Here is a 15,369-nt window from a genome sequence, read left to right on the forward strand (position 1 = left end):
GCCTACAAAAGTCGTAGGCGGTGCGTAAAGTAAAGCTAGGCGATTTTAAACTGTACGACCATTTGGTTTAGTTGCTCAGCCAATCGCGCAATTTCTAAACTCGAACCACGGGTTTCATCCGAAGCCGCTGCATTTTCAGTTGCAATTTGTTTGACATTGACCAAATTTTTGTTGATGTCTTCAGCAACGGCGGTTTGTTGCTCAGCTGCACTGGCGATTTGCATATTCATGTCACTGATGACCCGGATGGCACCGTTAATCGTCTCTAGGGCATTATTAGCTTCACCAGCATGTTCGACACAGTAATCGGCTTGTGTTTTACCTTCACTCATTACCGCCACGGTTTCGCGAGTGCCTGTTTGTAGTTGAGAAATGATGTTCTGAATTTCTGCGGTGGACTCTTGAGTGCGCCCCGCCAATGAGCGAACTTCATCGGCAACCACTGCAAATCCGCGTCCTTGTTCTCCCGCACGTGCAGCTTCAATCGCGGCATTGAGTGCTAGCAGGTTAGTTTGCTCGGCAATACCTCGAATGACATCTAGAATCGTGCCGATATTCAGTACTTGTTTTTCTACCCCACCGAGTTTGAGAGCCGAGTCGTTTACATGCGCTGATAAGGTATGAATGGCATTGATCGTCTGATCGACCACCTTTGTCCCGGACTCCGCCTCTTTGTCGGCTTGCGTGGCCGCTTGTGATGCTTTTTGTGCATTATCAGCAACATCGTGAACGGTTGAGGCCATTTCATTCATGGCTGTGGCGACCATTTCGGTTTCAGATTCCTGTTGAATAATGCCTTTGGAAGTCTGCTCGGTAACGACCGCTAGCTCTTCAGCAGCCGACGACAGTTCACCGCTGGCGCCAGCCATGGTCATGATCATCGCTTTCAGCTGTTCGCTGCTGTTTCCGATCGCGGTGAGTAATTGACCCGCTTCATCGCTCCGAGTGCTCGTTACGCTGTGCGTCAGATCGCCCTCAGCCAAACGGTTTGCGGCTTGCACTGCCAAAGAAATAGGTTGGGTGATATTGCGGATAATGAAATACGCCACAACAATGCCACTGCCTAGCGCCACGAGAGTGATCATCAGCATCATTGCCAAACTATCATGATTGCTTTGTTCTAATTTAGCGACGTGCAGGTTCATTGCGTCGATGATGAGCAACTTAACCTGTTCAACTTCATCAGCGATGCGTGGACCAAGGATGTCTAATGTATTGGCTACGAGCTGGTTACGCTCAGTAATTAAGCGCTGCGCGTCTTGCATTTCGGTGATGTAGTTATCGTGCGCGGTAACAAACTCGTTAAAAAGTGAACGATGCGCACCGGAAGTTAATAGTGAAGAGAGCTGTTTGACTTTTTTATCCACCGAGGCATTCATCGCTTGCATCGCCATGGCAAAATCCTCGTTACGGTTGTTTTGCAAATATTTGACTAAGAACAAACGTCCGGTGAGAATGTGCTCCTGAATAGAGCGTGCCACATAGTAAGCTGGCATTTGGCCGCTAAGCCGAGTGGTTTCTAGCAGTTCTGCAATACGCTCCCGCATGACTTCACCGTCACGCATTAGCTCTGCGTCATTGACCACATAGATCTGACGGATTAAATCCGTCACTTGAACGAAGGCTTGGTCGTAATCTTTGAGCAAGCGAACCACATCTTGCAGTTCCTTTTCTTGTTCGGTGCCAGCCAATGCTTGTTGTGCTTGGGCTAACAATTGTTGTAGCGCCTTGAACTCTTTTTGATATTTGGTCAAGTCTTCTTGTTGATGACCTATCAGGTAGTCCTTAACACTCATACGTGCCAGCAGCAGGTGGGTTTGTACTCGCCCTTGCAAGTTACCTTGTATTGATAATGCACGGTAATCATCCAATCCATCATCGGCGCGTTTAAATGCGATCATGCTCATTGTCACTACAATAATTAAAAGCCCTAATACCAAGGCAAATCCAGCGGATATTTTATAGCCTAATCTTAAATTACTCAGCATATATGCTCTCCCCGCGCAAGCGGCTTAAATTGTTATATTAGTTTTTGTTATAATTAATTAATCCTGTGTATCTTACGACAGGATAACGGGTGGTATAACGGCATTTATTCTGAAGTGTGGAGCAGCGTCACTAAGGCGTGAGTGCAAACTGAGGTTTCATTAATGAGAAGCTTCTGTTTGGTATAAAAGCTCTACTAATCAATGATTTATTAGGGTTTATTGGGGGGGTAAGCTGGTTGTGTGCGAGTGGGGGACGGGGTGTTTATGTTTTAGTTTAGCGATAAAGGGAAGGTATTCACTGCCGCACTGTTACGGCGGCGTGTTTATATCCCTTATGAATTTATAGTTCAATTAATAATTTGTAGCGTTTTCCTGATTTTTCTAATATTCCCTCACTAATTAAATCATGAATAATTCGTCGATAAGTACGAGGAGTGATACCTAATTTTTTTGAATTCAAGGTTGAAGACAATTCAAAATAACCTTGACCTGCGAGGTTATGGGCTTGAAGAATTTGATTTTCTATACTGGTTCTTGTTGGTTGGGTGAGCCTTTCTATCAGTTTTTTGACATTGGTATTATATCTTTTAGTCATTAATTCCATTAGATCGGAAAAAACGTCTTGGTTTGATGATAAAACTTTTAATACTTGAGGTTTGGTGAGTTTATAGTAACTGCCAGGCTGATTAGATTTAACGTTAAATAAGGCGTGATTATCTTTCTGGAAAAACTCCATTTCCCCAATAAACCCGGTGTAATTCTCTTCAATCTTTAAAATAAATTCATTGCCGTTACTGTTTATATAAGAAATAGTTAGGTTAGCGTTAATACAAAAGATCAACGACGGAACCGCGACCGACTGTTTTAAAAGATACACATTTTTATCATAATTGTGTTTGTAAGCGCCAGATGATTCAAGCACCGAGACGACATGTTGCAATGTGACACTCCCTAATCTTAAAAATATGGGTAAAGGGGACATCATGCATATTCTCAAATAACCTCAAACCTGTGTATTGAGGTTATTTGGGCATTATTAACTCAATTGCTTAACAGCTCGGCCATTTACCCAGACTTTAATAATATGGTTTCTATCCGTATAGGCAATGATTTTTTCGAAAATATCTTGAGTACTATCAAGGCTAGGGAAGATGTTGAGCTCTTCATGGGTAGTATCGATGCATATCGCATCAAAAAGTTGACCGGCTTGGATTGTACCTGCATTGAGTTTTAGACTCTTAGCTCCACCAACGGTTGCCATCCAGTAAGCTTCTAGCAGTGTAATTCTGGCTTTTGGGGTGCCACGTTGGTCGCTCGATAAGGTGTAATCAACGCCATTTTCACGTGCTCTGGAATGCGTAACAGCATCGAAACATGAGCGAAACAGTGATGGATAAGGAGAGGCCGCGATATCTGATCCAAGGCCGACTTGGATATCGGTATCTAATAGTTCGCGACACGGTAGCGCTGCGTTGGCAAAAAACGTATTGGATAGAGGGCAGTGTGCAAGCGATGAGTGATGACGTTTTACAATATCCAAGTCATTTTTAGTTAAAAAGATTGAATGCGCTAATAACGTTCTTGGGCCTAGTAATCCGGCTTCCTCATAGAGTTCTACGTCTGTTTTGCCATATTTCTCTTCGCTAAAGTCTCTGGCCCAGTCACTTTCACTCGCGTGAGTTTGTACCGCACAATGGTACTTTTTCGCTAATTCACCTAGGCCACGCATCGCTTCTTTGGTACAAGTCGGTACAAAGCGTGGGGTAACGATAGGCTCGACGAGTCCATGATTTCCATCCAAGTTACGTACGTTTTGGATGAAGGTTTCTGTCAATTCGATTGAGGCTTGATAGCCATCGTCCATGTAGTAGTCGGGGCACATCGAGCTTTCATCCATCGCGACTTTACCCACAAAGGCTCTTTGACCTTGGCTTAAGCATTCTTGTGCTAAGTAAGTCGATGATTTCACATCAACCGTCGCGAAATAGACCGCGGTTGTTGTGCCGTGAGACAGATATGTATTGACCAGCCCTGGGTAAATACTTTTGCTGAACTCAATATCTTGATAGCGACTTTCGAGTGGGAAGGTATACGTTTGTAACCATTGATCAAGCGGTAAGTCTAATCCTTTGCCGGCTTGTGGCCATTGAGGGGCGTGAATATGCAGGTCGATCATCCCTGGCAAGATATATTGACCAGCCTTGAGTGTTTCAAGCCCTCCGAGGTTTTTAAAATGACGAATTTGAGCAGCGTAATCCGTGTGATCAGGGTTGGTTACGCTTTCAATCAATCCTGTTTCGCTATCAAAAACGATCAGAGCATTTTCTAATTGTTCGAACGAGCCGAGTGTAGGGGTGTGGTAAACGGAGCCGAGAATTGCACGTTTCATGGTGATTCCAAGTTATTGTTGTTGTCAAACTCAAACCAGAGACGCCGTAGCCTCTGGTTTGTGATAGAGAAACTTGTAGTGAGCTTACAGCGTAAGCGCAGTCTCTAATGCGATTTCAACCATATCGTTGAGGCCGGTTTGACGCTCATCAGAGCTAAGATGCTGCTGCTGGGTGATGTGGTCGGTAACGGTACAAAGGCCCAAAGCCCGGCATTTATGTTCTGCGGCAAGCGCATAGAGTGCGTTGATTTCCATCTCGACGCCCAATATTCCGTATTTTTCCATCAGGTGGTAGTAATCTTCATCTGGACGATAAAATAAATCGGACGAGAAGACGTTTCCGACTTTGTGCTTAACCGATTTAGACTGAATGACTTGGTAACAGGCTTGCAGCAATTCAAAGTTGGCTAATGCCGCCAAGTCATGATCACGGAAACGGATGCGGTTTATTTTTGAGTCCGTTGACGCGCCTTGCGCAATGATTAAATCTTTCAGTTCTACATCATCCGAGATGGCACCGCAGCTACCGACACGGATAAAGTTTTTGACGCCATAGTGAGTCATCAGTTCGTGAAAATAGATCGAGGCGGATGGGCCGCCCATACCATGTCCCATCACAGAGATGGGTTTCGACTGATAAGTGCCAGTAAAGCCGAGAATCCCACGCACATTGGTCACTTCACGAACGTCGTCTAGAAAATTCTCAGCAATGTATTTGGCTCTTAGCGGGTCGCCAGACATGATAATCGTTTCAGCAAAGTCGTTTGCGTTTGCATTGATATGAGGAGTAGACATAGTTGTTCCTTATTTAAAATCAGCCGAGAGAGATAAGTGTGCCCGCGATGGTGCCAGACATAAGATTTGCCAAGATGGAAGCGAGCAGTACACGTGGCCCAATAGACGAAATGAGATCGCGCTTATCAGGGCACATGGCGCTAATACCACCAACGACCATCGCAAGAGAGCCAATATTGGCGAAGCCACACAAACTAAACACGACGATGGCTTGTGTTTTTTCTGACAGTTGCTGCGCAATGTCTAAGTAATTGATGTAAGCAACAAATTCGTTGATCGCTATTTTTTGACCAATGATCGAGCCTGCCGTGATGGCCTCTGACCAAGGGACCCCCATCAAAAAGGTCAATGGAGCGAGGAGGTAACCAATGATGGTTTCTAGTGTGAGAGCGTCGATTCCTACCATTGAGCCGATACCGCCGATGATGCCGTTGAGCAGAGCGATTAACGCGACGAAGGAAATAAGCAGCGCGGTAACGACGATGACCTGATTCATCCCCATGCTCGAACCATCCGAAATGGCTTCTAACAAACCTTTTGGTTTATCGGCTGAGTTGATGTCAATTTGGTTGTTGACGAGGTCATGTTCGGTTTGAGGGCATAATAACTTGGCAAAAAGTAAACCTGCTGGTGCAGTCATAAAACAGGCAGTAAGAATGTACTTAGGATCAATACCTAAGTTGATGTAGCCAACCATCGTGCCACCAGCCACACTGGCAAGACCGCCGGTCATGACAGCGAATAGCTCTGAGCGAGTCATGTTTTTTACTAACGGTCGAACCATGGAAGGCGCTTCGATTGGTCCAACAAAAATATTGGCTGTGGCTGAAAGTGATTCCGCTTTGCTGGTTCCCAACACCTTCGATAACCCCCCACCAATGGTATTGATGACAAGTTGCATGATTTTTAAGTAATACAGGACGGAAATCAGTGCAGAAACGAAGATCACCACACACAGGACATTGATGACGAAGATAAAGCCGACTCTGAAGTCAGCCAAGTCACCAAAGACAAACTTAAGGCCTGCGTTTGAAAAAGCGATGATGTCGTTCACACCATGACTCAGAGACTCAATAATGCTCATCCCTATTGGGACGTACATGACAAAAGCGCCAAGCGCTATTTGCATAGAGAGTGCGAGAAGGATAGTACGGAAGTTGATACTGGTGCGGTTTTCTGAGCACAGATATCCTATCAGTATCAGCGAGGCAATGCCGATTAAACTCATTATTGTAGACATAGGGTTGTTCCATTTTCGTTATTGTTCCTCGCTATAATTTGATAAACGCAAACGAAAAGAGCGGACATTTTTCCCCTTAATTCAGCTTTATTACATTTTTTGAAAGGGATCACGTTTGGATGATGATAGGTTTGTAAGCAATTGAATGTATATGATCAATAACTTCAAGGGGCGGATTCAATGCGTTGTCTTTGGCTTGAGTTTTTCTTGAATTTTTCAGAAGTCAAAGATACGTAAGCACACATGATGGGTCATTTGCTTGGTGATGAAATATGCTGAAGGCATGTGTTTTTTTTTGGGGGGGAGGGGGCGAATTTATAACGGTAAGGTTTAGGTCTCAGACTTTATTAACGAGTGTTAATTTAAGCTCATCCGATGATTCGATCGTTGAATAAAGTAATTCTCGCGGAACCAAGCAGATTGAAATTAGTTGAGTATAAACCAAGTGCTCAGATATTTATCAATCGCAGTATTCGGTCGTATAACGCCACCTTCCTAGAAGGTGGCGATTGATTTAAACGATACCTTGTTCGATCATTGCATCGGCCACTTTTCTAAAGCCAGCAATGTTGGCACCAAACACTAAGTTACCCGGTTGACCAAACTCCTTACTCGTTTCATTTGCACTAGTAAAAATGTTTTCCATGATGGCTTGCAAATGGGCATCGACTTTCTCAAAAGTCCAGTTCTGCATACTCGCATTCTGAGCCATTTCAAGTTGACTGGTGGCTACGCCGCCTGCGTTTGCCGCTTTTGCTGGCCCATAAGCGATATTGGAATCGACAATGGCATTGGCCGCCTCTTGAGTACTTGGCATATTAGCGCCTTCACAAACCAATTGGCATCCGTTATCGATAAGGGCTTGTGCATCGGCCAACGTTAACTCGTTTTGCGTGGCACATGGGAACGCGGCATCCGCTCGATAGCGCCAAACAGCATGACCATCATTAGGGTAATCACCAGCGGGTGTATAAGCTGCTTCTGGGTAAGTGTGCAAATACTCTTCTAAGCTGGCACGTCTCACTTCTTTGATGTGTTTTAGCAGCTCAAGGTCGATGCCTTGTTCATGGTAAACGGTGCCTCTTGAATCACTGCAAGAAACCGGGGTCGCGCCCATATGGTAGAGTTTTTCAATCGCGTAGATGGCGACGTTACCTGCACCAGACACTAAGCATTTTTTACCTTTTAATGAATCTTGACGGTCTTTTAGTATACAGTTCGCAAAATAGACGGTGCCGTATCCTGTCGCTTCTTTTCTCGCGAGAGAGCCACCCCAAAGTAGGCTTTTTCCGGTTAATACGCCTTCGTAGCGACCGGTCAAACGTTTATATTGACCAAACATGTAACCAATTTCACGAGCGCCGACACCGATATCTCCAGCCGGAACATCCGTAACAGGACCGATGTGACGGTATAACTCATTCATGAAAGACTGGCAGAAACGCATAATTTCGCCATCAGATTTGCCTTTCGGGTCGAAGTTAGATCCACCTTTACCACCACCAATGGGTAAGCCTGTGAGCGCATTTTTAAAAATTTGTTCAAAGCCAAGGAATTTAATAATACTTGCATTCACTGATGGGTGAAATCTTAAACCGCCTTTATACGGACCGAGTGCTGAACTGAACTCGACACGGTACCCTTTGTTGACTTGAACATTACCAGCGTCGTCTACCCAAGGAACACGAAACATGATCTGTCTTTCAGGCTCTATTATTCTTTGGATTATGGATTGTTCTTGATATTGACGATTACTCTCAATCAATGGGGCGAGGGAAGTTAAGACCTCTTCTACGGCTTGATAAAATTCCTTCTGCGCAGGGCTACTGTGTTGCAACGCGACAATCGTGTCATGTATATGTGGCATTTGTCTTTCCTTGATATGTTTAAGAAATCTAACTGATCTAACTGATATAACTGGCATTATTTAATGACAATTTTCACTGAGACTCAATAAAAACAAGCCAGTGATTTGTTGAGAAGCGCTAAGCGTCGAATTATGGTGGATTGATAACAGATATTTGTTTTAGTCGTGAAATGATTGGTTTATTGGTTTATTGGTTTATTGGTTTATTGGTTTATTGGTTTATTGGTTTATTGGTTAACGGGTTCGTTTTGTTCATTCAGAATGAGCAATGTATTGTTAAAGTGAAGCTGAAGATACGGTGCTTGACGGCCTAATTGAAAATGAGTTCATCAACAATGGCAGGAAGAAACAGAAGTCAGACTACAAAACAGAGCGAGAGCCCTTTTTGTAGTCTACACCCGTTACGAGTTGGTCGGTCTCGCCCTTATTTTTAAGTAGAGCCAAGGCCAGACGCTGACGATCATCACACCGATTAAAATCAGTATTGCCCCCCAAACGAATCCCGCATGCGCCTTTTCGTTAAGAATGATAATACCGGCCAGTACGCCGATGACAGGAGTCATGAACGAGAGAACCCCCAGTTGTGATGCCTTGTATTTTCTAATTAAACTGAACCAAGCTAAGTAGCTAGCAAAGCTGACAAAAATAACCTGCAAAAACAAATTGATAGAAACAGTATAATTCAGAGAGAAGGTAAGTTGATCAGTCACGGCTGCATAGCTTAACAGCAATAATCCCGCTCCGCCCAGTTGAAAGAATAAGGTGTGCTCAGCGGAAGCAAGACCAAGACGAGTACAGCGAACAACAACCGTCGTCGCCCCCCATAGAGAGCCAGCGATAAGCCCCATGATATCTCCCCGCAAGATATCTTGCATCTCGTGACTATTCATCTCATCTCTTGATATAAACGCCACAGCAATACCGGAAAAGGCAAGCGCGATACCAAACCATTGCATTCCGGCAAGTGTTTCGTTTTTATTAAACAGCTGAAGACCCACCGCGGCGAAAATGGGAGCGGTGTATAAAAACACCGTCATATGCGATGCTGATGTGTATCTTAATCCTTCTGCAACAAATAAAAATTCGAGAGCAAAAAGAGTTCCAACCACGATTCCCGAGATAACATAGTCTTTGGATTGCTTAAGCGAGTTTCTTTTAACTGTCATCACTATCCAGACCAGCAGAGCGCCCAAAAAAGAACGAAATCCGATTTGCAGTACGGGGGCGACATCATCCGCGATAGATTTTATGGCGGTTTGTTGCATTCCCCAAATAAAGCAGACAACAACCATCGTAAGGCTTGCACTTACATCAACGTTAAGCCTTGAATCTGTCATATATACTCCTTTACATTATGATTTTTATAACATTTCTCTATGTTAGCTGCATTGGCTTGCAGACTTTATTCACTATTCCGGTTCAGAGAGATTACAACGTTGAACCGTTACACTGTTTGTCAATCATTCGTTTTGTTTCAACCAAGCACCTTGCGGTAATAGCCAGCGGTTTAATGGCATGATCGACATTAATAAAGCTTGTTGCTTCTGGATATCCACGTTAAAGAGAGCCGATTGGGCATATTTAGCCAACACCACCAGGATGCAGACCTTATTCATACTGGTTAACGAGGATGAATAAGAGTCAAACTGATCTTTTATATGTACGACAATTTAGTGATAGATGACGTTGCAATGATGTTCAACCAGCACCATGGTCTGCATGGTAGCAAGATAACTCATCAATTCAGCGTGTTAGGGCTAGCGCGTTCAAACTTTTCATCGTCTTTAAAATGACGATAGGCAGTGATTGGTTAGATCGGCAGCGCATGATAAATCATGGTGGTGCATAATCTTTAAGAAGCAAGCAGCACGGGCTTGATACGGTCACGAACGTTGTCATCACGAGTGGCGTTGTGCTGACGTTCAAACATTGTTTGGGTGCGTGATTCCGTATCATCTTCATGAGGTATAGCTTGACGCTCTTTCTCCAAAGAATCAAGCACCTCCAATGAACATCGGTATGCAGTGTAGATAGGAACATACTTAATATCCGGTTTAAACGGAGTATTAACAGTACTCGCAATTACAACCTGAAAAATAAAGCTATTTCATATAACCTATACACTCATTCATACGGGTAGTCATCAACGTTGGCAGTTAGCAGATGTCTTTTAGAAAAAAAATTAACCTTAGAAACCTGATTGTAATACTGTGCGTGTTTAGTGTGTTTGTTACTTTGCTCAACGCATTTTATTCAATTTATCTTGTACAGCGAGAGCTGATAGTCAATAACACGTTAGAGTCAAATCGTGTTTATGCACAAAAGATGTCAGAGATGACAGACTCTTTCATAGAAAGCTCAATGTCCCAGCTAAAATACAGCGCAAATCTGTTGAATGGGAAGATGCATGACACTGAGTTTATTGATGATGAAACCGAGCGATTGAGGACGCAAACAAAATCGTTTAATTCTGTGGTTATCGTTAATGCTAAGGGAGTGATTGTTTCGGTATCACCGGAGACGGTTCAGGTTAAAGGAGTTACATTGACTGGGGAAAGAAAACGTCAGTCTTTGAACGCCCAAGCGCCGATTATCACCGAGCCATTTATATCACCAGCAGGGAATTATCTGTTAACGTTATCGTACCCGATATTTTCGAAATCTAATCAGTATCTCGGCTATGTAGGCGGTACAATTTACTTAGAACAAAACAACATTCTAGGGACGTTGCTTAATCAGCATGCCTATAAAGATGGCTCCTATCTCTATGTTGTGGATGAGAATAAAACGCTGATCTATCACCCAGATAAATCTAGAATCGGCGAGGTGATTGACCATAATATGGCCATTAACGCTGTGGTTATGGGGAAGAGTGGCAACAAAACAATAACTAACGAAAATGATATAGAAATGCTTGCTGGCTATTCAACGGTTGAGGCATCAGGTTGGGGAGTCGTTGCTCAACGTTCGAAATCTATTACGTTATCAGTACTAGACGAGCAAATGTGGAACGTCTTTTTCAAATCGATTCCTATCGGTTTATTGACTCTTTTGCTGATTTGGCTTTTTTCTGTTCTCATCTCAAAACCATTATGGCAGTTAGCGGGGGCGGTAAGAGGAGTCGAAGAGCACTCTTCATCAATCGATGAACTTAAAAAGGTCAAAGCTTGGTATTTTGAAGCATCGAATTTGAAGAGCAGTTTTCTTAAAGCGTTTGGTATCGTCTCTAAAACCATAGATAAACTGCAGTTAGATACGCTTACTGATGCGATGACAGGGTTGTTAAACCGACGTGGATTAGAAAAACTACTTGAGTTATTTAGACAACAAAACAAAGCCTTCTCACTCTTAGCGCTAGATATTGACCACTTTAAGCGTGTTAATGATAACTATGGACACGATGTTGGTGATCATCTACTCAAAGAGTTTGCTCAGTTAATGAAAGAACAAGCCAGAGCGAATGACCACCTGTGCCGCTCAGGAGGGGAAGAGTTTATGATGTTCCTCGAGGATACAGACGTTCACCACGCGGTTGACGTCGCAGAGCGGATTCGAAAAACAGTAGAGCATTATGATTTTCAAGTGGTTGATAAATTGACGGTATCAATCGGAGTCTCCCATTGGAAGGGGAATGATATCCCCATCGCTGCTGTAATGAAAGACGCTGATAATGCGCTTTACAAAGCCAAACATAACGGAAGAAATAGAATCGAGTTAAGTCCTGACTTAAATTAAATGCGATTGATTAACGTGGCACTGTACACCCATGTTGTTGACGTATTGATGATCTCGCTTTTACTCGCTGGCGTAACCACTGCCAATCGCTCGAAACGGCAAGTCAAGTTCTAACTCTGGGATTTGCTTGCCAACCCAAGCAGGGAAGGTATTGCTATTGGGGCCAGGAAATAGTGTGTACTCTTCCGCCCAAGGGTATTGGCTTATTGCATTTTCTATTTGCGGGATAAGTTGCTGAGCTTTTTCGCCTTGTATCGAGAGGATTTTTTCTGGTTTAGCGCCATACCAGTAACGATCAGGTGTGCCTGTCTGGTATTGATATAACGCTGGTTGTCCTCGATTTACCCGCCAACCGATCACTTCATATACGGTATATTCAGTCGCATTTTGAGGTTTGATAGCGAACCATGTGTGTACGGCAAACCAACCACGCCACCCAAATGCATCTGCAGCATAAAACTCAATCACAGCCTGTTTTACATCTGATGGATTTGGCGCGATACCAGCAGGCTCTCGGCTTGCGGTACGCCAATCACCTTGAGTACAGCCACTCAATAAGGCGATGATCGATATCAAACCTATCTTGATAAAATGATTAGAAGAGAGAGTGTGTTTCATTTTAAGCTCCTAGATGAACGACCTTGCCAATGATACCAATAAGATATCAAACTCTCGATGACGAAGAGGTGAAAGGCTCGCACTACAATACGGTGTTGTACGTAATATCGGGATAAATGGAGTTATTAATAAAGTGTATCCCCCGTCGTCAGTTTTCTCACAACTGAATTCGTGCATTAAGAGCGTGCGCGCCTTCAGTTATTAGCGTTGTGGGATTTCCGCGATGATGAAACGAAAAAGTGGTTTAGCAGCATCACATCAAAATTAAACCATACGGTTGTTGGTAATGAAATGGTTGGTCAGGTAGAGCTGGCCGTCACTATAAAAAGGTGAGCCGAGGATTATCACGAAAACTATCTGAAAACCGCGGTAGAGTTTATATTTTCGCCAAACGATTCAAAGTTCGTGAATTTGTGCTTGCACCCTCGTTAGCTTATAGCTAATATCCCTCTCGTTCCAGAGAAATGCGTCCGTAGCTCAGTTGGTTAGAGTATCGCCTTGACATGGCGGGGGTCGGTGGTTCGAATCCACTCGGACGCACCATTCTGAATTGAATGGTTAGGAATTAAAATTTGGGTCCGTAGCTCAGTTGGTTAGAGTACTACCTTGACATGGTAGGGGTCGGCGATTCGAGTTCGCCCGGACCCACCAAATTTTATACAAAGCCCGCTTTTCAGCGGGCTTTGTTGTATCTTAAGCCAAACTTTCCTTTCTTGTTTACCGTCTTTACTGTTAGTAAGTTTCTGCTTTCTTGCCATCGCTCAATAGGCAGCAATACTTGCGTGTGTGCTATGGCTCACATGACATATCGAAAGCCTTGATAAGGTTCGAGCCTCACTTTTAGTGTGGCAAGTAGTGTGACAAGGCATGATGAGTGTCCACATCATTTTGTAAGTTGCCTACGATTGAGCATTAGGGGGAGACGTTGAAGACAAAGTTCTAGGGATATGTCATCGAAATAGCTTTAGACCAATAAATATCCCGCATAAAGTATCATGCCCAGAGGTGTGTCCAATCTTTAATAGATTGATTATCTTTCCCTCTATATCTCCACTATTACTGATAGCGGAGTACAGTTCGACGATCTCTTGGCTGTATTGTTGATCACAGGCTGAGAATAACATTGCACGACTAACGTCGGTCGTTTTATCAAGTGAATTGAGGCATGCGGAGCTTAATATTGAAAAATATGGGTGTCTGAGACTGTCTAATACAGACAGTAAGCCGACGAGTAGATCATCAGAGGAGGGGGTTAATCCAGAACCAAAGCCGAGAAAATTTGTTAAATCGATAGATGAGGATTGTATTTTTAGCGCTTCAATAAAGTCATCCATACGGGGTAGGAAGTAATTAAACAGCATGGGTGAATAATAGTTAACGCTTGAAGAAATAGGAAATTCTCTACTCTGACCTAATATAGAATATATCCCCATTTCTTTTTGATATTTATTTAAATATTCATAAACCATCTTATTTATTTGATTGGGGAAGGCTACTTCGCTACTTAGATAAGGTGAGAATAAAGTCACTGACTGAGGGGGGAGCAGTAGATGAAGACCATGTTGCAGGTGAGTATCTTGTTTAAAAACCACTTCAATGATCTGATTAGGTAGTAAGCTTTGAAACCATGCCTCGTCGTTGATCATCATCGCGCGAGGGTTCATTCGTTTATTCTTGCACACTACCGAAATCAAACCTAAGTCGCTGCTTAAATTACATGCAGAATTGAATATAGAGTGAACTTTGGTACAAAGTCTAGATTTGGCTTCTAGTTCTTTATACAGAGGGTCTGAAATTTTAATAACATCCATATGATTATTTACTGTATTTATATGTGAAATTTTCCAGAGTGTACATATTCCAGTTCAAATAATCGAACCAATGTAATTGCTATTTTATTCAAAACAGGACTGTGCATATCACTAATATACAGCCCTAGATATAGATCATCTGCTGGTGCCAAGGCTTGCAATTCATCGACTACGACATGTTCGTGAGTTTTGCACGTCTGTGGTAACAAAGTAACACCAAAGCCGACAGCGGACGCCGTCATTATAGCGGATAAATTACTACTGCAGTAATTGACTCGGTGGCTATAACCTAAATTGTCTAGTGATGACAGAATATGGTCGCGGTACAAAGCACCCGTTGGGAATAACACTAATGGGACAATAGGGTTATGAAAGGTAGGTGCAGAAGCACTATCAAGCCAAACTAAGGGCTCATGTCTATAAGCAAACGCGTTCCCAAGCATGGGTTGCTTTGCTAGAACAATATCATATTTTCCAGTTAAGAAGGATTGGTATAGATCGTTACTTAAGCCTGAAGTGAACTCAAATAAAACGTTATCTGTGCGCTGAAAAGACATAATTGCACGTGTAACGTCGACAGATAAGTCGTCAGGAACGCCAATTTTAATGATCGTTTGTTCGGATGTCGCATTTAAACTATCCAGCATGCTGTTATTGAGCTCAATAATGCGGTGCGCATAGCGTAAAACAAACTCTCCTTTCTCCGTTAATTTGACCTTTTGTGATGTTCTAATTAATAGATTGTCACCGATGATAGACTCTAATCTGTTAATTTGTTGACTGATGGTTGACTGAGAGTTATGGATTCTATCTGCTGCACGAGTAAAACTTCCAGTTTCACATACCGCGATGTAAGTCAGTAATAGCTGCGGGTGGATTAACTTCATCTCTAGGCTCCTTGCTAGTATCCACGATCAAATGGCTAA

13 protein-coding genes and 2 tRNA genes are annotated in these 15,369 nt (G+C 43.1%); 3 read left to right on the plus strand and 12 right to left on the minus strand.

The genetic code is table 11. The annotated features are described in order from the left end of the window. Positions 1-35: 35 nt before the first annotated feature. The 9 genes from AC3D28_RS03740 to AC3D28_RS03780 form a co-directional block, all read right to left on the minus strand. Positions 36-1,988 (minus strand): methyl-accepting chemotaxis protein, encoded by a 1,953-nt coding sequence (locus AC3D28_RS03740; protein WP_488535582.1) that lies wholly within the window; start codon positions 1,986-1,988, stop codon positions 36-38. A gap of 340 nt (positions 1,989-2,328) precedes the next feature. Continuing rightward, a complete protein-coding gene (locus AC3D28_RS03745) occupies positions 2,329-2,928 on the minus strand; it encodes a Crp/Fnr family transcriptional regulator (protein WP_488535583.1) in 600 nt (199 codons plus the stop codon). A 96-nt stretch (positions 2,929-3,024) separates the two neighbouring features. Next, positions 3,025-4,377 (minus strand): amidohydrolase family protein, encoded by a 1,353-nt coding sequence (locus AC3D28_RS03750; protein ID WP_488535584.1) that lies wholly within the window; start codon positions 4,375-4,377, stop codon positions 3,025-3,027. A gap of 84 nt (positions 4,378-4,461) precedes the next feature. Next, positions 4,462-5,172, minus strand: a complete 711-nt coding sequence (gene deoD, locus AC3D28_RS03755; protein ID WP_488535585.1) for a purine-nucleoside phosphorylase — start codon at positions 5,170-5,172, stop codon at positions 4,462-4,464. A gap of 19 nt (positions 5,173-5,191) precedes the next feature. Continuing rightward, entirely contained in the window at positions 5,192-6,412 is a 1,221-nt protein-coding gene (locus AC3D28_RS03760; RefSeq protein WP_488535586.1) for a NupC/NupG family nucleoside CNT transporter, read from the minus strand. A 514-nt stretch (positions 6,413-6,926) separates the two neighbouring features. Next, entirely contained in the window at positions 6,927-8,279 is a 1,353-nt protein-coding gene (gene gdhA / locus AC3D28_RS03765; protein WP_488535587.1) for an NADP-specific glutamate dehydrogenase, read from the minus strand. Between the two features lie 401 nt (positions 8,280-8,680). Then, the gene (locus AC3D28_RS03770; protein WP_488535588.1) at positions 8,681-9,616 is read right to left on the minus strand and encodes a DMT family transporter; all 936 of its coding nucleotides are present in this window, start codon (positions 9,614-9,616) and stop codon (positions 8,681-8,683) included. A 123-nt stretch (positions 9,617-9,739) separates the two neighbouring features. After that, positions 9,740-9,895, minus strand: coding sequence for a hypothetical protein (locus AC3D28_RS03775; protein WP_488535589.1), 156 nt, complete (start codon positions 9,893-9,895; stop codon positions 9,740-9,742). A gap of 236 nt (positions 9,896-10,131) precedes the next feature. Continuing rightward, the gene (locus AC3D28_RS03780) at positions 10,132-10,281 is read right to left on the minus strand and encodes a hypothetical protein (RefSeq protein ID WP_488535590.1); all 150 of its coding nucleotides are present in this window, start codon (positions 10,279-10,281) and stop codon (positions 10,132-10,134) included. Between the two features lie 161 nt (positions 10,282-10,442). Between AC3D28_RS03780 and AC3D28_RS03785 the strand changes: the two genes are divergently transcribed. Continuing rightward, positions 10,443-12,014, plus strand: a complete 1,572-nt coding sequence (locus AC3D28_RS03785) for a sensor domain-containing diguanylate cyclase (RefSeq protein ID WP_488535591.1) — start codon at positions 10,443-10,445, stop codon at positions 12,012-12,014. Positions 12,015-12,074: 60 nt separating this feature from the next. Here AC3D28_RS03785 and AC3D28_RS03790 read toward each other — a convergent pair whose 3' ends face one another. Next, the gene (locus AC3D28_RS03790; protein WP_488535592.1) at positions 12,075-12,632 is read right to left on the minus strand and encodes a DUF3750 domain-containing protein; all 558 of its coding nucleotides are present in this window, start codon (positions 12,630-12,632) and stop codon (positions 12,075-12,077) included. Positions 12,633-13,098: 466 nt separating this feature from the next. Here AC3D28_RS03790 and AC3D28_RS03795 point away from each other — a divergent pair. Both AC3D28_RS03795 and AC3D28_RS03800 read left to right on the plus strand, forming a co-directional pair. After that, a tRNA-Val gene (locus AC3D28_RS03795) sits at positions 13,099-13,175 on the plus strand. Between the two features lie 31 nt (positions 13,176-13,206). Further along, positions 13,207-13,283 (plus strand) — tRNA-Val (locus AC3D28_RS03800). A 299-nt stretch (positions 13,284-13,582) separates the two neighbouring features. Here the strand turns inward: AC3D28_RS03800 and AC3D28_RS03805 are convergent. Both AC3D28_RS03805 and AC3D28_RS03810 read right to left on the minus strand, forming a co-directional pair. Further along, a complete protein-coding gene (locus AC3D28_RS03805; protein ID WP_488535593.1) occupies positions 13,583-14,443 on the minus strand; it encodes an oxamate carbamoyltransferase subunit AllH family protein in 861 nt (286 codons plus the stop codon). 17 nt (positions 14,444-14,460) lie between these two features. Continuing rightward, the gene (locus tag AC3D28_RS03810) at positions 14,461-15,330 is read right to left on the minus strand and encodes a LysR family transcriptional regulator (protein WP_488535594.1); all 870 of its coding nucleotides are present in this window, start codon (positions 15,328-15,330) and stop codon (positions 14,461-14,463) included. Between the last annotated feature and the right edge of the window lie 39 nt (positions 15,331-15,369).

The organism is Vibrio sp. TAP-3B (genome assembly GCF_057784735.1).

Excerpts from the sequence above, each read along its gene's own strand:
- AC3D28_RS03760 (WP_488535586.1), bottom strand. The coding sequence starts at position 6,412 with ATGTCTACAATAATGAGTTTAATCGGCATTGCCTCGCTGATACTGATA.
- gdhA (WP_488535587.1), bottom strand. The coding sequence starts at position 8,279 with ATGCCACATATACATGACACGATTGTCGCGTTGCAACACAGTAGCCCT.
- deoD (WP_488535585.1), bottom strand. The coding sequence starts at position 5,172 with ATGTCTACTCCTCATATCAATGCAAACGCAAACGACTTTGCTGAAACG.
- AC3D28_RS03770 (WP_488535588.1), bottom strand. The coding sequence starts at position 9,616 with ATGACAGATTCAAGGCTTAACGTTGATGTAAGTGCAAGCCTTACGATG.
- AC3D28_RS03750 (WP_488535584.1), bottom strand. The coding sequence starts at position 4,377 with ATGAAACGTGCAATTCTCGGCTCCGTTTACCACACCCCTACACTCGGC.
- AC3D28_RS03805 (WP_488535593.1), bottom strand. The coding sequence starts at position 14,443 with ATGGATGTTATTAAAATTTCAGACCCTCTGTATAAAGAACTAGAAGCC.
- AC3D28_RS03775 (WP_488535589.1), bottom strand. The coding sequence starts at position 9,895 with ATGAATAAGGTCTGCATCCTGGTGGTGTTGGCTAAATATGCCCAATCG.
- AC3D28_RS03740 (WP_488535582.1), bottom strand. The coding sequence starts at position 1,988 with ATGCTGAGTAATTTAAGATTAGGCTATAAAATATCCGCTGGATTTGCC.
- AC3D28_RS03810 (WP_488535594.1), bottom strand. The coding sequence starts at position 15,330 with ATGAAGTTAATCCACCCGCAGCTATTACTGACTTACATCGCGGTATGT.
- AC3D28_RS03790 (WP_488535592.1), bottom strand. The coding sequence starts at position 12,632 with ATGAAACACACTCTCTCTTCTAATCATTTTATCAAGATAGGTTTGATA.
- AC3D28_RS03785 (WP_488535591.1), top strand. The coding sequence starts at position 10,443 with ATGTCTTTTAGAAAAAAAATTAACCTTAGAAACCTGATTGTAATACTG.